The 25,865-nt window shown below is 36.6% G+C and carries 13 protein-coding genes; 10 read left to right on the forward strand and 3 right to left on the reverse strand.

The window, feature by feature from the left end:
* Nucleotides 1–2 precede the first annotated feature (2 nt).
* From AC1RNS_RS08995 to AC1RNS_RS09035, 9 genes are all read left to right on the forward strand, one after another.
* Complete coding sequence (locus AC1RNS_RS08995; RefSeq protein ID WP_492992027.1) at nucleotides 3–4,319, forward strand: amino acid adenylation domain-containing protein; 4,317 nt, start codon at nucleotides 3–5, stop codon at nucleotides 4,317–4,319.
* Complete coding sequence (locus AC1RNS_RS09000; protein ID WP_492992028.1) at nucleotides 4,312–5,394, forward strand: saccharopine dehydrogenase NADP-binding domain-containing protein; 1,083 nt, start codon at nucleotides 4,312–4,314, stop codon at nucleotides 5,392–5,394. The genes AC1RNS_RS08995 and AC1RNS_RS09000 overlap by 8 nt, the downstream gene beginning before the upstream one ends.
* Nucleotide 5,395: 1 nt before the next feature.
* Complete coding sequence (locus tag AC1RNS_RS09005) at nucleotides 5,396–6,451, forward strand: methyltransferase (RefSeq protein ID WP_492992030.1); 1,056 nt, start codon at nucleotides 5,396–5,398, stop codon at nucleotides 6,449–6,451.
* Complete coding sequence (locus AC1RNS_RS09010; protein ID WP_492992031.1) at nucleotides 6,399–8,018, forward strand: (2,3-dihydroxybenzoyl)adenylate synthase; 1,620 nt, start codon at nucleotides 6,399–6,401, stop codon at nucleotides 8,016–8,018. The genes AC1RNS_RS09005 and AC1RNS_RS09010 overlap by 53 nt, the downstream gene beginning before the upstream one ends.
* An 11-nt stretch (nucleotides 8,019–8,029) precedes the next feature.
* Nucleotides 8,030–16,921, forward strand: coding sequence for an amino acid adenylation domain-containing protein (locus AC1RNS_RS09015; protein ID WP_492992032.1), 8,892 nt, complete (start codon nucleotides 8,030–8,032; stop codon nucleotides 16,919–16,921).
* Nucleotides 16,922–17,068: 147 nt separating this feature from the next.
* Complete coding sequence (locus AC1RNS_RS09020) at nucleotides 17,069–19,264, forward strand: Gfo/Idh/MocA family oxidoreductase (protein WP_492992033.1); 2,196 nt, start codon at nucleotides 17,069–17,071, stop codon at nucleotides 19,262–19,264.
* A 1-nt stretch (nucleotide 19,265) separates the two neighbouring features.
* Entirely contained in the window at nucleotides 19,266–20,018 is a 753-nt protein-coding gene (locus AC1RNS_RS09025; protein WP_492992034.1) for a thioesterase II family protein, read from the forward strand.
* Entirely contained in the window at nucleotides 20,015–20,614 is a 600-nt protein-coding gene (locus tag AC1RNS_RS09030) for a 4'-phosphopantetheinyl transferase family protein (protein ID WP_492992036.1), read from the forward strand. Before AC1RNS_RS09025 ends, AC1RNS_RS09030 begins: the two co-directional genes overlap by 4 nt.
* Before the next feature lie 14 nt (nucleotides 20,615–20,628).
* On the forward strand, nucleotides 20,629–21,771 hold the full coding sequence (locus tag AC1RNS_RS09035) for an isochorismate synthase (protein ID WP_492992037.1): 1,143 nt from the start codon (nucleotides 20,629–20,631) through the stop codon (nucleotides 21,769–21,771).
* Between the two features lie 60 nt (nucleotides 21,772–21,831).
* On the opposite strand, the gene AC1RNS_RS09040 is transcribed toward AC1RNS_RS09035, so the two are convergent.
* Both AC1RNS_RS09040 and AC1RNS_RS09045 read right to left on the reverse strand, forming a co-directional pair.
* Nucleotides 21,832–22,944, reverse strand: a complete 1,113-nt coding sequence (locus AC1RNS_RS09040; RefSeq protein ID WP_492992038.1) for a hypothetical protein — start codon at nucleotides 22,942–22,944, stop codon at nucleotides 21,832–21,834.
* A gap of 589 nt (nucleotides 22,945–23,533) precedes the next feature.
* On the reverse strand, nucleotides 23,534–24,688 hold the full coding sequence (locus AC1RNS_RS09045; protein WP_492992039.1) for a hypothetical protein: 1,155 nt from the start codon (nucleotides 24,686–24,688) through the stop codon (nucleotides 23,534–23,536).
* A gap of 180 nt (nucleotides 24,689–24,868) precedes the next feature.
* Between AC1RNS_RS09045 and AC1RNS_RS09050 the strand changes: the two genes are divergently transcribed.
* The gene (locus AC1RNS_RS09050) at nucleotides 24,869–25,057 is read left to right on the forward strand and encodes a transmembrane Fragile-X-F protein (protein ID WP_492992040.1); all 189 of its coding nucleotides are present in this window, start codon (nucleotides 24,869–24,871) and stop codon (nucleotides 25,055–25,057) included.
* Nucleotides 25,058–25,161: 104 nt separating this feature from the next.
* Here the strand turns inward: AC1RNS_RS09050 and AC1RNS_RS09055 are convergent, their stop codons facing one another.
* Complete coding sequence (locus tag AC1RNS_RS09055) at nucleotides 25,162–25,737, reverse strand: LOG family protein (protein WP_492992042.1); 576 nt, start codon at nucleotides 25,735–25,737, stop codon at nucleotides 25,162–25,164.
* Nucleotides 25,738–25,865 lie beyond the last annotated feature (128 nt).

Below are 25,865 nucleotides of genomic sequence, written 5' to 3' on the forward strand. Positions count from 1 at the left end.
ATATGATGCATGTAAAAAAAGAAATAAAACAACTAAAGTCACAGGGAATTGAATTATGGACAAATCAGGGAAAGCTTCATTTTAAAGCAGGTAAGGATCAAATGGCCGAAGAAGTAATGGCATTTCTGAAAACGAACAAAGAGGCGTTAATGGCTGTTTTGGAGCAAGAAGCGCAAGCTAATACATTTCCATTAACCCCTATCCAATCTGCCTATCTTCTAGGTAGTATGGACAGCTTTGAATATGGTGGTGTTTCCAGCCATATTTACATGGAGCTTGAATATGACCATCTAGATTGTGAGAAGGTTAAACAAGTATGGACAACGTTAATAGAGCGGCATGAAATGCTACGAACAACCATTCATCCAAATGGCTATCAAAGTGTGATGGATGACATACCTAACATTGAAATTCCCATTGAAGATTTAATGAGAAATGGTGTCGAGAATAAGGAGCAACTACAAGCAATTAGGCAACAATTGGGGCATAAAACCTATACACCAGAAAGCTGGCCGCTTTTTGATATTGCATTAAGTCAACGATTGCATGGCACGACTATGCATATGTCCTTTGATTTTATAATCGTGGATTGGGCTAGTATTTGGATTCTATTAAAAGAATTTGAAGAGCTTTATTTTCATGAGGATGTTACATTACCAGCCAATAATTTCACCTTTAAAGAGTACGTAAAGATAGAGGAGGAGATGAGATATCAAAAGAAATATCAAGAGGATAAAGACTACTGGCATAACCGAATTCAAACGCTTCCACCTTCACCAACATTACCTAAATTGTCATTAGTAAAGGATGAAAAATCCTTTGAACGCTATTTCATTCAATTAGATAAAGCCGTTTGGGATAAATTTAAATCTTCCATTTCTAATAAAGGTAAAACGGCTACGAGTGTTTTGCTTGCCTTATATAGCCAATGTCTGGCGAAATGGAGCATAAACAAGCATTTTACCATTAATTTAATTCTTTTAAATAGATTACCCGTCCATCCAAATGTTCAACGTATTGTTGGTGATTTCACATCTATTAATTTAACAGAGGTTGATTGTAGAAGAGCTGAAATGCCATTTATAGATCATGTCAGTCAGATTCAACAGCAAATGTTTCGTGATTTAGACCATAGCAGCTTCTCCGGCGTAGAGGTACTGAGAGAGATGACAAGGCAAAAGGGACAAGCATATGCATTTATGCCCTTTGTCTTTACGAGTGCCATTAACCTCATAGATTCCAATGGATTAATCGGAAAAATGAATGAGTATGGTATTAGTCAAACACCACAAGTATTTATTGATTGTCAGGTCATGGATGATGACAATGGCTTGCGTGTGAATTGGGATGTAAGGAAAGGCGTATTTCCTCCCAATGTAATTGCTAATATGTTTTCTACCTTCGAAACCGCCTTATTAAAATTAGTGCATAACGATCAAGCCTGGGAATCAGCAGCTTTGGTAAACTTGCCAAATGAACAAACAAGACAAAGAGCTAGTGTCAATAATACCTATTTAAACCAAGCAAAACAGCTGTTACACCAAGGCTTTTTCGAGCAAGCAAGTCAGCAGCCTACTAAGATCGCAGTGATCGAAGGCAAGCAGGAATATTCTTACGCTGAATTAAGGGATATGGTGTTTACATTAGGAAATCTTCTTCAAAAACATCAGCTAAAACAAGGGGATAAGGTAGCTATCATTTCTGACAAATCCATCTATCAAGTGACAAGTGTGCTGGCTATTTTATCACTAGGAGCAGTCTATGTGCCAATTGATAAGGCTCAGCCGATTAGTCGAATCAAGAAAATAATCGATCAAAGTCAAGTAAAGGCTATCCTAGTGGATGAATCTCAGCCAATCTATGAAAGCTTAGAGGTACAATGCATTGCAGCTAATTTGCTAGAGCAAAGTGAAAGCATTTCCTATAACGTTTATAAGAGTGATCCCGATGAACTAGCCTACATTATTTTTACATCTGGCTCAACCGGGGAACCCAAGGGTGTTGCCATGTCCCATGCTGCAGCCATGAATACGATAACAGATATAAACAGACGATTTGGTATTACTAGTAATGATCGTGTTCTTGCTCTATCTAAGCTTAACTTTGACCTATCAGTCTATGACATCTTTGGTTTGCTCACTGCTGGTGGCACGATTGTCTTTCCAGAACAAGGACATATGTATGATGCAAACTATTGGCTATCGTATCTACAAACTAAAAGGATAACACTATGGAATACAGTGCCAGCACTAATGAAAATGCTACTAGCTGCCGAGGAAACGGAGCAATTCACAATAGATTCCATGAAAACGATACTATTATCAGGAGATTGGGTACCACCAAAAATGGTTAAACAATGTGCAACTGTGTTTCCGGAAAGCAGCATTATTGCGCTAGGAGGTGCTACAGAAGCGGGTATTTGGTCTAATTATCATATTTGCAGTGAAGAAGACGTTGAACGAGAGACTATACCTTACGGCTATCCGTTAGCAAACCAACGCTTTTATATTTTAGATGAACATAATGAGGATTGTCCGAATTGGGTTCGTGGAGAGCTATATATTGCTGGAGATAGTCTTGCACAAGGCTACTATCTAAATGCTGAAATGACAAATGAACGATTTATTACAACGATTAAACAGCAGCGGCTCTATAGAACTGGTGACTATGGAAGATATATGGACAATGGAGAAATTGAATTTATCGGACGTCTTGATAATCAAGTGAAGCTACGGGGAAATCTTATTAACCTAGGGGAAATTGAATCATTATTAAATAAACATAAGCAAGTAGACGCTTCCTGTGTAGTCGTACTAGATAATAAGCATCTTTATGCTGTCGTTCAATTGGCAGAATATGCTCCAAATAATGTACATTGTCATGATTTTATTGATTATCTTGAAAATCTATTACCTTCCTATATGGTTCCAGTCAAATTATTTATTTTATCGAAGCTTACACTCAATGCAAATGATAAATTAGACCGTCAATTAATCAAGAAACAGGTACAGCAGCTAGTACAGGAGAGTCAGGCTGAAGAGAACCTACGACAGGGAGAAGTAGTTACTCAATTAGAGGGAGCACTAATCCATCTTGCACAAGATGTTCTTCAGATAGAGCATATTCAGGCAGATAAAAATTTATATGACTATGGGGCAGATTCCTTATCTTTATCACAATTAGCAGGGAAGATAAAAAAGTTAATCGAGAATGAAAATCAATATCATAAAATTACTTTTGATTTTATTCTTCGCCAATTGTTAAATGAGCCAACTATCAAATTGCTTGCACAAAAAATAATGCAGCATACAGTGACAGAAACAAAGGAAAAACAACAACTAAATGAACGAAATCATGCCCAAGCAATAGGTTTATTAAAGGAGGAATCCTCTTCTCATGGTGAACCATACCGCATTGTTGTACATGCAGGATTAGGCACAATGAATGCCTTTAAATATTTGAACAAGCATTTAACACAACAAGATTTAGGGACAGTTATTAGTATTTCTATTCAAGATACAGATCAATATTTAGCCATAGATAGTGCCAGATTAATTGATTATTTAGCAGATGATTATGTACAACAAATTATGGCGAAACAAGTGAAGCAAGTTCAATTAATCGGCTATTGCATGGGTGGCTTGATTGCTCTTGAAATGGCTAGAAGGCTGATGGAAAGAGGAGTGGAAATAATTGACTTTACGTTAATTGATAGTGCACCGGTTTTATATGATATCGAGGATTCCATAGCGCTAGAATTAATCTTTATTACGAATTTCTATATTACTGTCGAGGATGTTTATAAAGGAGCATCCAATCAACAATTAATGGAAGCCATCATGCATATTTTCTATCAACATAATAAGCGTTTAAGTGCATCGAGTCTTGAGGAGCTTAAACATGTAGAAAAATTTAAAGAGATGCACCATTTTATCAAGAATTTATCACAACGAAGCAGAAATCAACGCTTTCAGGATTATCGAGCTGCTATAGAGCTAAAAACTGGTGAAATCATTCCAGATGAGATGCTAGAGGGGTACTATAACATTTATTTACACAGCTTTAAAGGGTCCAACGTGCGACCAATGGCATACTTTGGTGATATTCGCTATTTAGTGGCGGAGGAAGATATGGATTTTATTTTTACCAATAGGCAGGATACGTTGAAGTTTTGGAAAGAACTGTGCATTGGTCATTTTGAGGAAATAACGATTGCTGGGAATCACATTACATGTATTGAAGACGATGATAATGCACATCGTGTGGCTGACATACTGCTAGCACCAATTCAAGTGGGGAGTATTGGTCAATATGAATAAAAAATACGTAGGTATCATTGGTTCAACAGGTCAGGTTGGTGTGGGGGCTGTTGAAACTTTATTAAACAATTATTCGACCCCATTATTACTAGGAGGTCGGAAGATAGCAAAGCTTATTGCACAATTTGGGGAAGAATCCGAGACCATGAAATACCAAGCAGTCGATGTCTTTAATGAAGCTAGCATTCGAGCCTTTTGTGAGCATTGCTGCTTGGTTATAAATACGGCTGGACCCTCTTCCCTCACACTTGCACGAGTTGCTGAAGCTTGTCTAGTAACAAATACAAACTATATTGATGTTTCTGGTGATAAAGCAATGAAATTGGCAATAGAGGACGCTCTCACAAAGCACAATAGTCTTATAACATGTGCTATATCTGCTGGTATCTATCCAGGATTGACAGAAATGTTTGTAGCATTTTTATTACGCAAAAAAGGTGTGGAGCGTATTAGCTGTTATTTTGCTGGTAAAGGTAGCTTTTCTGAAACAGGGGCCTATGATATTATCTCTAGCCTAGAAAAAGATGAGGGTTATGGCCTGTCCTATTACAGTAATGGGGACATAAAAAAATTAACTTCAGGAATAGGGAGCCAAATGCTTTTACCTGCTCCATTTCATCATGTATACACGCTCCCCCTATTGAGCGAGGAATTTATTGCCTGTGTAAAAGAATATAGGGCTGCCAATGCCTATTTTTATAATACCTTTGCTACATCTAAAATACTGAGTGATTTTATTATGATAAAGGCCATGCAGCCCTATAAAACTGAGGAGGAAAAGCGCGCCTCTGCTCATCGTTTAATTGAAAGCTACCATACTCAAGATGAACAAGAGGGCTTTATTATTTATATTGAAACAGAAGAAAATGGTAAAACACATACTAGCTACCTACAAAGTAATACGAATTGGAACTATGGTTCTGGAGTAGTAGCTGCTTGTGTAGCAATACAAATGCAAGAAATGAATGGGGCAAATAAAAAAGGGTGTTACTTTGCGCAATCAATCGTTGATGTGGAAGCGCTGATGCAACAACTCGTAAAAACGAAATTTATTTCAATTATAGAGGAGAAGTAGTGTGAATATAGAAAAAATGAAAATTATTAATACGATACAGGGCTATTCCCACTCGTATATTGTATACAGTGCTGTTGAGTTAGGCATTTTTAATGCATTGTATTCAAAATGCATGACAAATGAGCAATTGGCCATAGAACTGCATCTTTCCCCTTTATTATTAGAGCGATTTATGAAGGTTCTTGTAGCGATGGATTTCGTCTACCAAGAAAATGCTCAATACTCGCTAACATCACTCGGTGACAAATTATCAAATGATAGTGAAGAGTCAATGGCTGCAATGGTTTTATTTAATGGACGTATATGCATGAAAGCGTGGGGTTATTTTTATGAAGGATTAAAGAATAATATTTCGCCCATTGAATTGATGGAGGGAGAGGCGTTCTTTGAGATCAATGATATGAGCCAAAATCGTTTAGGTACATTTAATGAAATGATGCGTCAATCAAGCTCACAGTTAAATTTAGAGCTATTATTTCAGACAAGAAAAGTGGCTGATATTAAGAGAATTGTTGATATAGGAGGTGGTGCTGGAGATGTAATGACACAGCTTTTACAAGGATTCCCACTAGCGGAGGGAATCATCCTCGATAAAGATTATATCAAAGCAGAAGCAGAGCAAACGATTCGCGCATCCTGCTTACAGAAGCGATGTCAATTTATAGAGGGAGATTTCTTTTTACCTCTTGAGCATAAGGCGGATATGTATATCCTATCAAGAATTCTCCATGATTGGGATGATCATCAAGCTTCAGTCATACTCAGCAATATAGCAGCGGTAATGGCTGATGATAATGTATTGTTGATTATTGAAAAATTACTTCCTGAAAAAGTGTCAAGACAAGCACTTCCAGCTTTTTTAGGGGATATGCATATTTGGACATTGTGTAATGGCCAGGAAAGAACTGAAAGTGAGTTTGAGCAATTGCTCCGACAGATCAACTTATATATTGCTAGGAAACATTTTACGGATTCAGATATTGTCATACTGGAGGTTAAAAAGGATGAGCAGCATACAAACAGAGGAAAAGATTACGAAATTTTTGGAGCATTATGAGGAAAAGGGCTATTTGGAGCCATTGTCGCTTGCAGATGCCTTAAAAAATTGGGCAACTATTTACAAGAATAAGGTTGCACTGGTTGATCAAACAGGATCATTAACATATGAGGAGCTGTATCGATCAGCCAATTTTTTAGGACAGGGATTATTAGCACAGGGTATTAAGAAGGGAGACAATGTACTTGTACAGTTACCCAACAATATCTACTTTGTAAAGATTTGTTTTGCGTTATTTATATTAGGAGCAAGACCCATATTATTATTGCCAACACATCGAGAAAAAGATATTACGAATATCGCTAATCTAACGGAGCCTGTAGCAATAGTTATACCATCCACATTCCATGGCTATGACTATCAATCTATGGCTAGAAAGGTAGCAATGAAACAGCAAAGTATTTCCTGCATCATTACAGATGAACCGAATGATACATGTATGTCATTGCGAGATATAGAATACGAGTTTTCTACACAGAAAAATGACTTCATGGAACATCAATCCTCTTATCAAGATATTGCATTATTTTTACTATCAGGTGGAACTACAGGAACGCCAAAGGTCATTCCCAAACTGCATACGGCTTACTTATGTAATGCAAAAGCAGCAGCGGACCGTTGTCAGGTGACAGAAAATAGTACTTATCTTGCGGTGCTATCCATCGCACATGACTATCCTCTTTGCTCACCGGGTGTTTTTGGCACTTTAAGTAAAGGCGGTAAGGTTGTATTAAGTTCAACCAGTACATTTGATGAAGCACTAAAATGGATTGAGAAAGAGCGTGTTACCTATACATCTATCGTCCCAGTTATAGCAAATTTATGGGTAGAGTCTCTCGCTTTGGAAGAAAACGCAGATGTATCTTCCGTTGACTATATTTTATTAGGGGCAGCCAAGCTAGAGAAGCAATTGGCTCTCCAATTGATAACACAATTTCAATGTCAGCTAATTCAGGGCTATGGTCTTGGAGAAGGCATTACTTGCTTCACTTCACCAGATGATGATATTGACACAATTATTTCATGTCAAGGTACGCCAATTTCTACAGGTGATGACATTAAAATTGTTGATGAGAACGGTGATGAGGTTGCGCAGGGAGAAGCAGGTGAGCTGATTCAAAAAGGCCCCTACACTTTCCTGGGTTACTATAAATCACCAGAAATGAATCAGCTAAGCTTTACAACAGATGGCTTTTTTAAAACAGGAGATAAGGCACGCATAACCGAGGAAGGCAATATTCAAATTCTTGGAAGAGTAAAGGAACAGATTAATCGTGCTGGAGAAAACGTAACCCCGAGTGAAATTGAAAGCTATCTTCTTGAGCATGATGAGATTGTGGATGCTTCCGTTGTAGGTGTTTCTGATCAGGAATTAGGGGAACGGATCTGTGCATTTGTTGTAAAAAAAGATAGGGAGCTTTCGTTAACAGAGCTTTTCCAATTTATGATAGAGAACGGTGTAGCAAATACTAAACTTCCTGATCAATTAGTGTATGTAGAATCTATTCCTTATATTAATGTAGGGAAATCCGACAAGAAAAAATTAGTCGCACAATATCTAGCTTAGGAGGAATTTCAATGGCTAAGACAGAGGTCTTATTAAAATGGCAAGCATTTAGAGATGAAGTATGCAATATGTTGAATCCCGGTGGGGAAATAGCGGATGATGCAAACCTACTACACATGGGCCTATCCTCTATTGAAATGATGAAGCTTATAAATGTAAGTAAAAGGCTAGGCTATCGATTGACTTTTGAACAATTGGTAAAAAACCCATATTTAAAGGACTGGCAACGATTTTTGTTAGAGGAGGCTATTTTTGAGGAACAGATACCTTATAAGCAGGACAAAAAGAATGTGGATATGTATGAGCCCTTCCCTTTAACCGAAGTTCAGCATGCCTATTGGGTCGGTAGATATGACGGACAGTACCTAGGAAATGTAGGCTGTCATGGCTATTTAGAAATTAATGTTGAACAGATTGATACGGACAGATTGGCAGCTTCTTGGAAAAGGTTACAGGAGCATCATCCAATGCTGAGGTCCTGTTTTACAGCAGATGGGCAACAATTTATTTTAAAACAATCACAGGTGAAGCCCTTAATCGTTCATGATTATCGAATGGCAGATGAGCAGCAAATCAAACACCATTTAGAGGAAATACGAACGCAAACATCTCATAGACTACTAAAGATAGACGAGGGTCAAGTAGCAGAATTACAAATCACTTTATTACCAGAAAATAAAGGTCGTATGTTTTTCGATATAGACCTATTAGTAGCAGATGTCCAAAGCTATCAAATACTATTAAGGGATTTAGCTGCGTTGTACAATCGCAATGTGGAGCCTCAAGCACCCCTTGAATGGAATTTTGCTACATATTTGGTAGAGAAAAATGAAGAAAATCAACAGGAGAGACAAGAGGCAATGGCCTATTGGACAAAAAGGCTAGAGACATTACCAACAAAGCCTCAATTACCAGTCTCAAATAAGTCCGAAATAAATGCAACATTTTATCGACGTTCTTATTTTTTACCAGCGGAGTTATGGGAAAAATTAAAACATACAGCTGCAAGATCAGGTGTCACTCCTGCTATGACGCTACTAACAATTTATAGTCTAATTCTTAATAAATGGAGCGAAACTAATCATTTCCTTATCAATCTCCCATTATTTAATCGACAATCAACAAATAAGCACACGATTGAAGAGGTGGTTGCTGATTTTACAACAATCCTTTTAGTAGAGGTTGATTTACAGGAGCAACGAACATTTTTACAGGATGTGCAAACCATTCAAAACCAATTTCATACAGATATGAAATATACAGCCTACTCTGGTGTGGATGTACAAAGAGACTATGTTCGATTGCATAGCAGTGAACAACAAATTGCCCCTGTTGTTTTCTCCTGTAATATTGGTTCGCCTTTATTGAATGAAGAGTTTAAATCAGTATTTGGCGATATCCATTATATGATTTCCCAAACGCCACAGGTTTGGCTAGATTTCCAAGTGTTTGAGCAGGATGGCGGCTTGCTTTTAATTTGGGATAGTATTGATGATGTATTTAAGCCACAGGTCCTTGATGAGATGTTTACAAGCTTCAAACAAACAGTGGGTAGTGTCGCTAATAGGAATGATTGGTCGATGCCACTTCATATTCCAATAACAGAGCAGTTAACGATTAGAAAAAATGTTCAGTCCGAAATGACCGTAGAGCCGACTTGCTTACATGCGCCATTTTTTACTCAAGCTCAACAAATACCTAATGAGCAAGCATTGATTTTCCCTGCACAACAGACATCAATTACTTATGGTGCTTTACAGGAAAAGGCACAACGCATCGCTCAATATTTGCACCTTAACGGTATCCGAAAGGGTGAGGCAGTTGGACTATTAATGGAGCGAGGCATTTCTCAGATTGCTACAATTTTAGGGATTTTAGCCGCAGGAGCGGTGTATGTACCAATTGGTCTCAAGCAGCCATTGTTTCGAAGAAATAAAATTTATGAAGCAGCGGATATACGATTTGTTGTAACAGATCAACCTCAGCTAGATGATGACAGTGGCGTTTCGTATTTATCTGTTGCAGATGCAGAACAGTGTGAGCGATGCTTTGAAATCATCTATGATGCAGCCTCTCCTGCTTACATTATTTTTACCTCAGGCTCAACGGGTGTGCCTAAAGGTGTAGAAATGACGCATAAAGCCGCATGGAATACCATTTATGCCGTTAATCAGCTTAATCAAATCAATATAGAGGATTGTATATTAGCTGTATCTGCCACAGAATTTGATTTATCAGTTTATGATATGTTTGGCTTGTTGGCTGTTGGTGGCAAACTGCTATTACTGAGTGAAGAGGAAGTGCGACGTGCAGATAAATGGGTACACTATATTGAAGAATTTGGTGTTACATTATGGAATTCTGTACCTATATTATTTGAGATGTTATGTGCAGAGTTAGAGCAAGAGGAGAAAAGCCTTCCAACAATTAGACATATTTATTTATCTGGAGATTGGATTAAACCAGATTTAGTACAGCAGATGCCAGTAAAAACGCCTCACGGTACTTTGATTGCCATGGGTGGAGCTACTGAAGGTGGGATATGGTCTAATTATTTTAAAGTAACCAATGATATTGTTCATAAATATCCGAGTATTCCATATGGGTTCCCATTACCAAATCAGCAGTATCGTGTTGTTAACGAAAGAGGCGAGGATTGTCCAAACGAAGTAGCTGGTGAATTATGGATAGGTGGGAACAGTATTGCTGAGGGGTATAAAGGAAATATCCAGCAAACAAATAGCCATTTTATCTCTATTGATGGGCAAAAATGGTATCGAACAGGGGATTATGGCAAGTATGTAGATAATGGCGTTTTATTATTTTTAGGTCGGAAAGATGAACAGGTCAAGGTTAACGGACATCGGATTGAGTTAGGTGATATTGAAAGAAGCCTGAAAAATAATTCGTGTATTAAAGATGCGGTAGTTCTTGCCACTAAACAAAAAAGTGGAAATCAACTTCATGCTTTTATCACTGCCGAAGGTTTTGGTAATCTTTTTGATATTCAGACGACATCCTCTGACATACCTAAACTTGTTAGAAGCGTGATCGAATCAGTTTATCAACATTCAAATGCTAGTGACTTCGATGATTCAGAGGCAATGCAGAAATTTATGCAAGAAATCGATCAATTAACTTGTTATGGAATATCATCGATTCTACAGCAAATGGACTTTCCTATGGACAAAGGACATAGCTACGATGTTAAACAATTAATAGAAGAAAGGCAGATAGAGGCGAGGTATTATGAGCTTATTTTCCAATGGTTTAGTTTGCTACATAAGTTACATGTAGTAGCGACTATAGATCATATCACTTATACAAATAGGATGAATTTATCGGATTGTCAGCTACCTTATTTAGTTCATTACCCACATATTTTAAAATTCGGTACGTCCTTTATAGAGAATGGGCAAGCAATACTAACGGGAAAAATATCACCAGCTTCTTTATTATTTTCTGAAAATGCATTATCACCGATGGAGGTGATATGTGAAGAACCAGGGGCTATAGAAAGTCATCGTCTAGTAGCAACCATTATTAATAGGATTAGTATAGCTAAGAAAAAGCCAATACACATTCTAGAGCTTGGAGCAAGAAGTAGCTCATTTACGGAAGCTATCATTCAGCAATTGGCAGGTGTGGATTATCATTATACTATCACGGATGCTTCTATATATTTTAAAGGTGAATTCGATCACATTCTTTCAGACCATATAGAATTTGCTACATTAGATATGGAAATTGACCCTGTTTTACAAGGCTATACATGCCAGAAATATGACCTGATAATTGCCAATAATGCGCTACACAGAATTAAAAATTTACCAGAAGCGATGCCCTTTATTGAGCAGCTTTTAGATGTTGATGGCTTGATGGTCACTACTGAAAACACAATGAATAGCAGCCTGCAGCTTATTACAACAGGCTTTGAAGAAAATGGATTTACGCAATATGAAGATGAAAGAAAAGAGGATTGTCAGCCTTTATTAGCGGATACTCAATGGCTAGAAGTCTTTAAGAAAGCTGGTTTTTCAAATGTGAATGTGGTGAATCACCCACAACTATATGCGCACCATATTTTTATTGCTCAGTCATCTCCTGTGAAAAAGCAAATAAACCAAAGAAAGCTAGAGGACTATACTAAAGAGCAATTGCCAGATTATATGATTCCTAGACATATTACGTTACTTCGTAAAATGCCTTTAACGAATAATGGGAAACTAAATCGTAAGCTATTACATACAAGCGTTGATTTAGGTGCTCAGAAGCAGGCAGAACCTACACGTTCAATGACGGCTATGGAGCAAAAAATTGCGAATGTTTGGAAAGAGGTATTAGAGAAACCACATATTTCACTAGACGATAATTTCTATCAACTTGGAGGAGACTCATTAATTGCAACACAACTAAATAGTCAATTACAGAAAAAATTGAATTTGCCGACTTCCTTAGAGGCAATTTTCAAATATCCGAAGTTTAGTGATTTTACTCAATATATAGCCGAGCAAACAATGGCTGAGACAAAGGAAATAATGCCTACATCTTTTGAGAATATTAAAAGTGATACAACTCATCTTTATGAGCCATTCCCATTAACGGATATTCAGCAATCCTATTGGCTCGGAAGAAATAGTGTATATGATTTAAGCGATGTGTCTGCTCATTGTTATTTTGAGCTTGAATGTGACGAACTGGACATGAAGGCAGTAAATGCGGCTTGGAATCAATTAATTCAGCGTCATGATGTCATGCGAGTGGTTGTACTGAATAATGGATTGTCTCAGCAAATTTTGAAGGATGTACCAGCTTATCAAATTAACATCAATGATTACAGGCATCAGGATTATTTAGCTTTTACTAATGGAGTGCAAGCAACCAGAAATCAAATGTCTCAGCGTAGATTTGATGTTAGCAAATGGCCATTATTTGAAATTGAGGCCAGCTTAAGTCCAAATCAGACAACTCGATTACATGTTAGCTTTGATAATACGGTATTTGATGGCTATAGCATTTTTCTGCTATTTGATGAGTGGTATAAATTATCTTATACTCCGACCCTAAACTTACCTACCATCAATATTAGCTTTAGAGATTATGCGATTGCACTAGCGGATTTTAAAAATTCTACTGAGTATAAAAATGATATGAACTATTGGGAAGAACGTGTTCAAAAGCTACCGTCCGCTCCAGAGCTGCCACTAGCCAAGCAGCCTAATGAAATCAAAGAACAAAGATTTACACGTTATCAGGCAGTTTTAACGAAGGATAAATGGAGTACTATGAAACAAATGGCACACCAACTTCATTTGACGCCTTCAACGATTATAATGACAGCCTATGCAGAAGTATTAGGCAGATATAGCCGTCATCAGCATTTTACATTAAATTTAACGCATTTTAACCGTCTACCTTTACATGAAGATGTCAATAAGTTAGTGGGAGACTTTACTTCTTTAGTACTGATTGAAATAGATCATCGTCTCGATAGCAATTTCATTATGCGCTGTCAGGATATGCAAAAGCAATTATTGCAGGATCTTGAACATACGCTTGTCAGTGGGGTGGAAGTCGAGCGAATGCTACGAAAAGACAGGAATCATTTTAACGAAATTGTTATGCCGATTGTCTTTACTAGTGGAATTGGCGTGAATAAGGATCATTTAAAGGATATTTCTTATTTAGGGAAAATCATTTATGGAGCATCGCAGACACCTCAGGTTTGGTTGGATCATCAAGTATTTGAGCAAGATGGTGAGCTTATCCTATCCTGGGATGGTGTAGAAGAATTATTCCCTTCAGGTTTATTGGCTGAAATGTTTAATGTGTATCTGCAGTTTTTAGACCAACTAAGTCAGGGTATGAAGGCATGGCAACAGACTTCTACTCTTATTAGTCTACCAGATGCAAAACAACGGGAGGTCATTCATCATGCGGCCATTATCCCGACATCTGAAGAAACACTTATCAGTCTACTAGAAAAACAATGGCTTACATTTACTGAAAATCCAGCGATTATTGATACTACAAAGACAGTTTCTTATAAAGAATTAGACGATATGTCAAAAAATATAGCTGCTGCCATTAGTGCAGAGCCATCTCAGACTATCATCATATTAATGGAAAAGGGATGGCAGCAAATTGTTGCAGCACTAGGGGTTATGAGAGCAGGGGCAGCATATTTACCAGTAGATGTGGATACACCTTTGGAACGACTACAGCAGATTATACACCAAGCACATATCGGCACAATTATGACTTCACAGACTTTATATAGTCGATTCGGTCATTTAGGCTTAAACGTTTATACTGTGGAGTCACTTATTGAAACCCAGTCAGAGAAAATGACAACCCTTCGCACAGTATCACCAGATGATTTGGCTTATATTATTTTCACTTCAGGCTCTACAGGTAAGCCTAAAGGGGTTGAAATCACTCATCGTAGTGTGGTGAATACCATTTTAGATATAAACAAGCGTTTCGAAGTAACATCCTCTGACCGTAGTATAGCTTTATCGAACTTTACCTTTGATTTATCCGTGTATGATGCATTTGGCTTACTCGCAGCAGGTGGTGCAGTAGTCATACCTGAAGTGCAGAAGCTGAAGGACCCTGAGCATTGGTTAGAGCTATTGCATAAACATCACATAACGATCTGGAACACAGTACCAGCCTTTATGGAAATGTTTGTGAATTACCATAAAACAGCTACTACAATTGCAGAGCAGGGACATTCTTTAAGATGGGTGCTATTAAGTGGTGATTGGATAGCATTAACCCTTCCAGAAAAAATAAAAAGCATTTTCAAAGATTCACATGTTGTCAGTCTAGGAGGAGCCACAGAATGCTCGATTTGGTCCAATTATTTTATGGTAGATACTATTGAAGATTCGTGGAAGAGTATTCCATATGGGAAATCACTTTCACATCAGCAGTTGTATGTCTTGAACGCCAATTATGAGGATAGTCCTGTTTGGGTAAAAGGTGATTTATATATTGGTGGTATTGGTTTATCAACAGGATATTGTAATGATCATGAGAGAACAAATGCTCACTATATATACCATCCTAAAACAGGAGCAAGAATTTACAAAACAGGGGATCTAGCTAGGTATCTTCCTGATGGTAATATCGAATTTTTAGGTCGTGAAGATCAGCAAATTAAAATGAATGGTCACAGAGTGGAACTAGGGGATATTGAAGCTAATTTATGCAAGCTTCCGATTGTACAGCAGGCTGCTGTCATCATGCAGGATAATAAGCTAATAGGCCATTTAAAGCTTCATAAGGACAGTCAGCATGATTTAGTTGAAACATTGACAACAGATACAAAGCTTTCTATCAGTCTTGAGACAATCAAAAATGAGTTGGAGCACATGAAGCCAACCCTTCATATGACTGAGCTTTCTGATTATACAGCCTCAATTGAATGGCTTAGTGTTGGCATGATGTTTTTAGACTTATCTGCACTGAGCATCTTTAAGGATCAAGGTCAAGTATTGAGGAAGGAGGAAATAATAGGAGCTATTGGGAATACGTATGATTCTTTAATAGGGCATTGGCTAGATTACCTTGCTGAATATGGTTTTATAGAGAGGAAACATACTAGTTATATCGTTAATTTCAGCAAAGAAAACGCTTTACAATATATGAGTAATAAATTAAATGATTTTCATCTTGGTGAAACACAGCCAATATTCCAGCGATTAAAGGAGCAGTTAATCATTTCTCAAGAGGCCCGACTTGCCATTCTAAAAGGCGAGCAGCAAGCCAAGATTTATTTAGTAGATTCGGAGGGATTCTTAACGCCTGAACAATTAGGTCACTATAATTTATGGAGTCAATATACACAGGATTTAGTGGACAATATGTTAAGCATATTATCAAAATCCAATGAAGAGCAAGGACTAAATGTCTTGGAGCTTGGCACAAGAACAGGTCAGGGTAGTCACCAATTTGCGAAGCACTTTATGAGCAATGGTCAATATACCTACGCTGATGAATCATCCGATTTTCTATATCGTAGAAAGGCGGCGACACCTCATGAGCATGTTAAATTTAAGCAATATGATGTTAATCTCCCACCTGATAATCAGGATATGGATCTTCATACCTATGACTTAATTATTGCTGAAAATACATTGCATCGAAGTCGTCATTTAAATAATACGATGACTTATTTAAAGCGACTATTAAAGCCAGATGGTCTTATTATACTAACTGAGAATGTAAAGAATAATGCACTATTGCTAATTACAGTGGCATTTTATGAGGAAGGCTATCAGCAACTTACTGATACTAGGAGTGCAGAGAAGTTACCGTTGCTTGATTGCGAGACATGGCAACAATTATGGAAGAATGAAGGCTTTAACTATTTATTAGAGTGGCCGCGGGATGATGTTAAGTGGTTTGGTGAACATATCATGATGGTTGAGGGACCTTCAAAGATTCAAAGATTATCCCTTGACCGCTTTAGAGAAGAGGTAAAGCATACTCTTCCTAAATATATGTGTCCAGATGATTATTTCGTTCATGAATCCTTCCCAGTAACAGCAAACGGAAAAATTAACCGCAAGCAGCTTGCACACTACAGAATTTCTCACCAGCCTGAGCTTGTGAAACAGGGGAGACAAGCAGTTACTCCAGAAGAGCAGATTGTTGTTCAAGTCTGGCAAGAAATAATAGAAACTATGTATAGCAGTGTGGACGATAACTTCTTTGAACATGGTGGTGACTCCCTTAAAGCAATTCGATTTATTAATCTACTGAGTGAACTAGAGTATTCTTTAACGTTGGAAAAGTTATTTTTACATCCTACCATTGAAGGAATGGCTGCAAATCTCGTTGCACAGAAGAATGATCAGGATAAGGAAGAAGCACATGTTATAGGTACATTGTAGGGGGTTGCAGAGAGAAGAAGGCATTTTTACTTGAATATTTACTAGCTCCAAACTAAATGCACAGTGGTGTCATTATAGCTAGCGGCTTGTGATGCACCGCTGTGTCATCTATTCATTAATATAAATATATGAGAGAGTGATATAGTAGTGACCCAAAAGTTACGTGTTCTTGTATGCGGCACAAGATTTGGCCAATTTTATTTAGAGGCTATCCAGCTTTCGCCACTTTTTGAACTAGCAGGGATTCTTGCACAAGGCAGTCAAAGGTCTAAACATTGTGCCAGTATATATGAGACAAATTTATATACGGATATCGAGGACATACCTCATGACATTGATATTGCTTGCATTGTTGTTCCTACAAGCGTGATGGGAGGTTCAGGCACAGAGCTTGCAATAGCATTCATGAAAAGGGGCATTCATGTTTTATTAGAACAGCCAGTACATTATCAAAATTTAATCGACTGTTACCGAATGGCAAAACAACAGTGTGTTAAGTTTATGGTAGGAGATTTATATGGTAATTTACCCTTCGTCAACAAATTCATAGAAGTTGCTCAAACTATAATGCAGCAAGAACAGCCTTTATATTTGAATATCGATATGGCAACCCAGGTTTCATTTCCACTAGCTCATATCTTAACAAAATTACTTGGTAATGTTCAGCCCTGGGAGGTAAAGGATGTGATTACTGGCAATATGCCGTTTCAATTGCTTTCCGCCATGCTAAAGGATATTCCAACAACGATACGAGCACAAAATCAAGTGGATGTTGCTGTCTCTGATAGTTATATGCATTTAATGCATCACATTACATTAGGGTTCGATAGTGGTAAATTGACTCTTTTTGATACGAATGGACCTGTACTATGGACACCTAGAATGCAAATCCCTAATATTCCACTAGTTCCAAGAGATTTGGAACAGGAAGCTCCCCTCTCACTCACTAGCTCGGTGATAGAGGATTTTACATCAAAAAATAATGCTACCTATCAAGACATTCTGACAAAGACTTGGCCTTCCGCTATTTTACAGGATATTGAGAGATTAGCAAATTGGATTACCCATGATATGAATTCGATCAAGATGGGAAAAGAGGGGCAACAGATACTTCAAGCTGCACAGCTATGGAGTGGACTAACGAGTGCCTTAGGTTATCCAAATGATTGTGAGCGAGTACCACAGTCATTTTTAAATATTGAGGATATAAAATTACAGCTTCGAAAAAAAGAATCTATGGAAGTACACTATAAACAGCTAACAATTGATGGTGTTCAACAGGCTGTTACACAGTTTAATGAGGTTTGTTTAAAAACGATTCTTCTTGAGCTCCAGAAAAACAATATCTTTACTTCGAAGAATAGGATATATCGTGCTGATGAAATTTCCCATGCTATTCAAATCGCTGATAGATTTCAATTTATTCTTACAAGATGGTTAACAGCACTAACTAATCATGGTTATGTAATCTATCTAGATACAGGCTTTGTATTAAACTATCCAGTATTGACGCCTAAGGAGGTAGAGAGGGCGTGGCAAGAGCTTAAATCAGTATGGTCAGATCAATTGATGCCTGCAAAAGTCATGAATTACTTTTATAGACACGCTGAACTACTGGGAGATTTACTAACGGGTAAGCAATCTGCTGTCCAGTTACTATTTCAAGAGGGTGAGATGGATGTAGCTACATCCTTATATAAGGATACAATGATTGCCCATTTCCTGAATAAAGAAGTCGCCAGCATTGTTACAGCACAGATTGCAATAAAGAATAAAGTAAATATCTTAGAAATAGGCGCAGGAACTGGTGCAACCACTAAAGAAGTCATTGATAGCATTCTGAAAAATCAGCTACACAATAACATGAGTTGCTATTTATTTAGTGATATTTCTAATTATTTTATTAATGAAGCAAAGAAATCATTACAGCATATTCAGTGGCTAGAATTTATGAAAATGGATATAGAAGATAGGAAGGATATATCTTTGATTGAGAATGGTTCTCAGGATATGATTCTTGCTGCTGGTGTGTTAAATAATGTGAAAAATACAAAGGAAATATTATGGATGCTTCAATCGCTATTAAAAAAGGATGGTTTAATTATATTAACAGAAGCAGATGGTGAATCCATACAAATGTTAATTTCACAAGTCTTTATGATGGAGCCTGCGAATGATAAAAGAGTGGAAACATCATCTACTTTTTTAACGACAGCTCAATGGCTGGAAATATTTAATGAGGTGGGATTCAGATGTATTTCAATACAACCTGATAAGGGACATAAATTATATCCACTAGGTCAACGATTATTTGTTTTAGAAAAAATGAAAGGAGGAAGTTGATATGGATTCGAAAATATGGTTTCCATTCTCACGCGATAATCGTAGTGATGTCAATGTATTTTGTTTTCATCATGCAGGAGGATCAGCCTCAAACTATAAAGAGTGGGTAAGTAAATGCACACAATTAAATATGTATAGTGTAGAACTACCAGGGAAGGCAACAAGAAGAAGTGAGGAACCCATGTTAAACATCGCTGAGGTAAGTGTCAAAATAGCTCAGGCAATTACACATATTTCAGTTAATAAAAAGGTAGTATTATTCGGTCATAGTATGGGCGCCGCCATTGCATTTGAAGTGGCGCACTATCTTGAAACAAATACTAATACACAACTAGAGCTTTTAGTAGTTGCGAGTCGTCAAGCACCTCATTGTCAGAGTAAGGATAAATATCATTCTTCAATGCCTGATCAGAATTTAATAGAGGAGTTATATCGACTTGGTGGTACACCATCATTGCTTTTAGAGAATAAGGAGTTTTTAAATTTTGTCATTCCATCCATCAAAAATGACTATTGCTTGCATGAATCTCTTTGCTACAAGGAACAAAAATTAAATACGCCTATTATTGCTCATTTTGGTGAAGAGGACCCCGACCTTACCATCACAGATTTACGAAGATGGCAAGAGGTGGCGAATCGAGACTTAATTCTTCAAAAATTTCAGGGAGGGCACTTTTTCCTTTATGAAATAGAGGATTCTTATTTGCAAAGCTTAGAGGATACTATTATGCAAGGCAGTGAAGGCATAAGATGACCAAGTGTAATCAATTAAATATTTATTTATATAAAACACAGCATGTTAACAAATATAATTCGGACCTTTTTAAACGCTTTCTTCTATTAAAAGAAGCAGGATTAACTGATGTTCAATTTCAATATGGTCCATATGGCAAGCCATTTGTCCATGTGCCAGATGTCCATTTTAATATATCTCACTCTGGACAATATCTAGCTGGAGCCGTATCCACTTGCAGCTTTATTGGCATCGATATTGAACGAATCAAGCCTATAGATTTTGATTGTATTGATTTTTTTATGAGTGAAAAAGAAATTTCCTATTTTAAGGAGATTCGATTAAAGGAAGAAAAGCTAGATTATTTTTATACAATATGGACCCTAAAGGAAGCATATTCCAAAATGTTAGGTATGGGATTACATATGAAATTAACCGAAATAAGTATGGATAATCAGCAAATAAAACCAACATTAAAGGATGTATTTTGTCATTCCATAAGGGTTGATAACCTTTATCGTCTGTCTCTTATTTGTAGTCAAGAGATGAATTTAAATGTTATACACATCACAGAAGATCTGATAATACAAGAATTAAAGCATAATCAATTTATCTAAGTAAGGTGAAGACTATGGAAAAAATAAAACTATCTGACATCCTTTATCATTTTAACAACAAGGATACCTTTTTGAAGACGCCTGAAAGATTATTGATATTCAATGGGGAACAAAAAAGACTTCAATTGGCCAATAATGATTCTACAACCCTCACAGAGGAAATTAGGGCACTTCAAAAGCGATATAATGCACCGATGATTATTGGTGCAATCCCATTTGATCAACGTAGTAAAGCAACAATTATTATTCCAGATTCCTTTGGAAATTACCAGCACTCCATTTTGATAGATGATTTACAGACTGCAACCCAGTCCTTGTCAATAGAAGACAGCATTGATTTACCTAGCAGACCTCAATTTAACGAAATGGTTCAAGAAGCAATACACTCCATTAATAGGCAACATTTTGACAAAGTTGTGCTAGCAAGATCATTAAAATATCGATTACAAACGGAACCACCAATCACAGCATGGTTAACGAATTTACTACACAAAAATAAACAAGGCTATATTTTTTCTATTGCCCTAGACAACGCTCAAAATTTGATAGGAGCTAGCCCAGAGCTACTTGTGAAAAAGGAAGGGAATATTGTAACGATTAATCCCTTAGCTGGTTCACGTAAAAAAACCTTTGATATGGTACAAGATAAGGCTATTGAGTATGAGCTACTACATGCAGAAAAAGATTTACATGAGCATAAAATTGTTGTGGATTATATTTGTGAGAAACTGCAACCTTATTTATGTGATATAGCGTATAATGAAAAACCTGCTATTCTTTATACAGATACAATGATGCATTTATCCACTATCATAAAGGGAAAAATAAGAAATGATACTACGACAGTATTGGATGTAGCACAGTTATTACATCCTACACCAGCTATCTGCGGGGCACCACAAAAGACTTCATTAGAGTTTATACAGAAAGTGGAGCCCTTTAATAGAGGCTATTATACTGGAATTGTTGGCTATATGGATCAGAAAGGCGATGGGGAATGGGTTATTACGATTCGTTGTGCTGAAATCAATAATAGGGATATTACATTATTTGCAGGGGCAGGCATTGTCAGTAGCTCTGAGCAGGATAGTGAATATAATGAAATCTCTGCGAAATTTACAACGATGCTACACGCTATGGGGCTATCACAGCAATAGTCTACACTTTAAAAAACAAAGGGAGGAATCTGACATTAGAGATTCCTCCCTTTCGTGTATCTATTGCGGAAGATATGTTTGACCTTTAAAAGTAAGCTTTGAAGCGGAGATTAAAATTTCCTTATTTTCTAGGAAGTAGGGATCTACTATTTTGTATAAAGCATCCCATTTTGCTTCAGATTGCTCCAGTTTTCCATCTTTATCAAGAGCTGTTGCTTCTTCATATAGTATTTTTAATTGTTTTTTATCTGCTGCACGGATTTCAAAATCAAAATCAGCGATAAATTCCTCAAATGGAATTGGCTTAAAATATGGGTTAATGACTTCATAGAATTCTCCCCATAGCTGATCGGATAGCTCCATATTGTTGTCTTTATCTGCCTTTTGAGCTTTTTCATAAATTGTTTTTAGTTTTGTCATAACTTCAGCAGGAATGTCTACTTCCATACTCTCCATGTACTCATCAAAAGGAGTTGGTGGATATAGCTCATCTAAATATGGTTGCAAGATTTTATAAAATTCATCCATTTTTTCTTGAGCTTTATCTTCTTTACCTGCTTTTTCAAGCTTTACCCATTCTTCATAAATCCCTTTTAGCTGCTTTTTCTCACTAGCCTTAATCACGATATTTTTCTCACTAAATCCATATTCATCTAAATACTGCTCAAAGGATACCGGCTGCCAGCTAGCTAATACATAGGGCTTGGTGATTTTCTCCATTGCAGCATACATCTTTTCTACTTCATCATACTTCTCTTCTTTTTCAAATTTTTTGATTTCAGTAAACATGCTTTCCAATTTCTTAAAATCTTCAGCTGTTACCTCTTTAGGTAAGCCTTTTTTATAAACTTCAAATGTATAGAATTCAGCATAATCTTTTAATACACTTCCTTCTACAGTAATTTCTTGTCCTTCGACTAAGTTCATTTTTTCAATTTGATCCTCAGAAAATTTATGAAAACCAATAAAGTAATTTTTACCGTCTTTGCCTTTTACATTGATGCCGTCTCCTACAATATTTTTAATAGTTCCCTTAATTTGCTGTTCGATTTGGATCGTCACATCTTTTGTTGTTTCCTGTGATGTTGCTCCAGCTTGTAGTGGTGTGAAAACAGCCATTCCTAATGTAAGTGCAGAAGCAATTATCCAAGTTTTTCTAAGTGGTTTTCTCATCAACATGTCTCCTTTTGTTCAACTGGTATTACCAATTATTAGACGTATTTCCATTGCAAAAAGTTTTATCTTGTGAAAAAAATTAGGGAATTTTTTCTCGAAAGCTTTTTGATTGAAATGGAACAGGCTGGAGTGAAGAAAATTTACAGGGGAAAAGAAAAAATTCCTAGCTATCTATGAAAACAAGTAGCTAGGAATTTTTTAAAATACCTGTATTTTAAATGTAATGAGTTGGTTTTTTATTTCCTCTTTCATAATTATCTCTTAGCATTTCTGTAAAGTCCTGAGCTAATTTGGCCAATGATTCAGCATCGACTGAAGGGAAGGAGGGGAGTATTTCAAACAGTTCAGGATCAAAGGAAATCTTTTTTCCCTTGTATGACCCCATTATAATTATTTTTATTAACCCTATTTCGCCTAATCTTTTATAATGCTCACTTGTTACTATGATATCTTTTTCAGCATGTAAGTTTAGCCATCTTCTTACTCGAAATTTATAGATGCAATTCACTCCCTTTCCCACAGGAACATAACACTACCAGGTTAAGAAAAAAACACAATTAGAAAGATACGTTAAGGTGATTTTCAATTATTGAGGAATGTAAACCTGACCGTTAATTGTTAGCTTAGAAGCAGAGATAAGAATGTCTTCGTTTGCTTTAAAGTATGGATCTAAAATCGTATAAAAAGCGTCCCATTTGGCATCAATTTTTTCTTGTTCTACCTTATCATCAAGGGCTAGGATTTCCTCATAAAGCTGTTTTAATTGTTTTTGATCAGCCTCGCTCACCTCGAAGGCAAAGTCAGCCATGTATTCTTCAAATGTTTGTGGAGTATAGAATTCATCCATAATAGTATAAAATTCAGCCCATAGCTTTTCGGACAGTTCAGCATTTTCATCTTTTTCTGCCTTTTGAGCATCCACATAGATTGTTTTTAGCTTGGCTAACGTTTCAGCAGGAATATCTAACTCAATGTCTTCTATATATTCTTCAAAAGTTTGTGGCGGATAAAGTTTATCTAAATAAGGTTGAAGAATTGTATAAAATGCGTCAAATTTTTCATTTGCCTTGTCTTCTTCAATACCAGCTTTTTCAAGCTTTACCCATTCATCATAAATTGCCTTAAGCTGTTTTTGGTCCTCAGCTTCAATGATGATATTTTTTTCACTAAATCCAAACTCTTGTACATACTCATCAAAGGATTGAGGCTCCCAGTTAGCTAAGATGTAAGGCTTTGTGATTTTATACATATCTTCATAGATTTTAGCAATCACATCGTACTTCTTTTCTGCCTCTTCTGTAGAAGTATCTTCAAGCACACTTGCTTCTTTTTGAAGTTTTTTAATCTCATTAAATAACTTTTCTAATTTTGCTAGATCTTCAGCTGTGATTTCTTTTGGTAGATCTCTTTTATAAACTTCAAAAGTGTAAAAATCAGAATAACTGTCAACAATGGAACCTTCTACTGAGATTTCTTGTCCCTCTACTAAATTTATTTTTTCTAATTGTTCCTTAGAAAATTTATAGAAGCTAATAAAGTAATTCTTCCCATCTTTTCCTTTAAGATTGATCCCATCTCCATAATTATCTGTAATTGTCCCCGTAATTTGTTGTTCCATTTGAACTGTAGCATTGTTGGGTGTTAGCACAGATGTAGCTCCTGCCTGAAGTGGTGTCATTACAGCTAATCCTAATGTTAATGCTGAAGCCATCATCCAAGTTTTTTTAAACGGTTTTTTCATCTTTGGTTGTCTCCTTTATGACTGAAATTATGTTTCCAATATCTATACGATTTACCAGCGAAAAGGTTCCGTTTTTTTCAAAAAGTTAACATAGTATGGTATGTTTTTTAATCGTTGTATAATAGTTAATAGTAGCTTACTTTTGTAGGGAAAAATTTAAAGTCGATTGGTGGGGACATTGTGGGAATTGCAGAAGTCTTAACAGTTGTTTTTATTGTGTTAAAGCTTACAGACGTTATTACATGGTCTTGGTGGCTAGTGTTACTGCCTGCCATTATATCGTTTAGCATTTACATATTTATACTGGTGGTGAAGCTAATCATGGTTATTATTGCAGTAGTGGCAGTGAAAAATCGTAAAGAAGTATAGGATAAAGAATTGCGTAGTAGATGAAGTGATAGGGGAAATACCTATGCTGACTTTTTGAGGGGTGAACTGCATGGTAAAAAAATAAATACCATGCAGTAATAGTTTTATTTTGAAAGCTGGTATGTTTTAACTGCGGGTGGCACATAGGCAGCGCATTTATTTAAGAGTGCCGCTACATTGTCATCAACTAGCAATGTATCACGATTATGCGCTTGTAAAAATTGCTCATTCTGCATATGGTCAAAGAACGTAATAAGTAAATCATAATAATGATGAATATTCAAAATGCCACATGGCTTTTGATGAAGACCAATTTGATTCCATGTAAATACTTCAAATAACTCTTCTAATGTACCAGGTCCACCAGGTAATGCGATAAAGCCATCAGCTAGCTCCATCATTTTGCTTTTTCGTTCATGCATTGTATTGACCACAATCAGCTCTGTTAAATGCTTATGTGAAATTTCTCGTTCTTCCAGTAGTGTAGGAATAACGCCAATGACCTTACCGCCTTCCTGCAAAACTGTATCTGCAACTGTACCCATGATTCCAACACTGGCTCCACCATAAATTAAGGTAATTTGTCGCTTGGCTAATTCCTTACCTAGTTGAATAGCCCCTTCACGATAGATCTCTGAAGCACCAATACTTGATCCACAAAATACTGCAATACTATTCATAATAGCTCCTCCAAATCACATTTGATTGTTTCATCCGATTAAACAGGGAATATTTCAAAATATAACAAAAGTAAAAAACTACCTGTATTTCGCTCTATTCTAGCGAGAAAAACTGTCCACTGATAGAA

The organism is Lysinibacillus sp. GW821-FHT14F06, assembly GCF_058803665.1.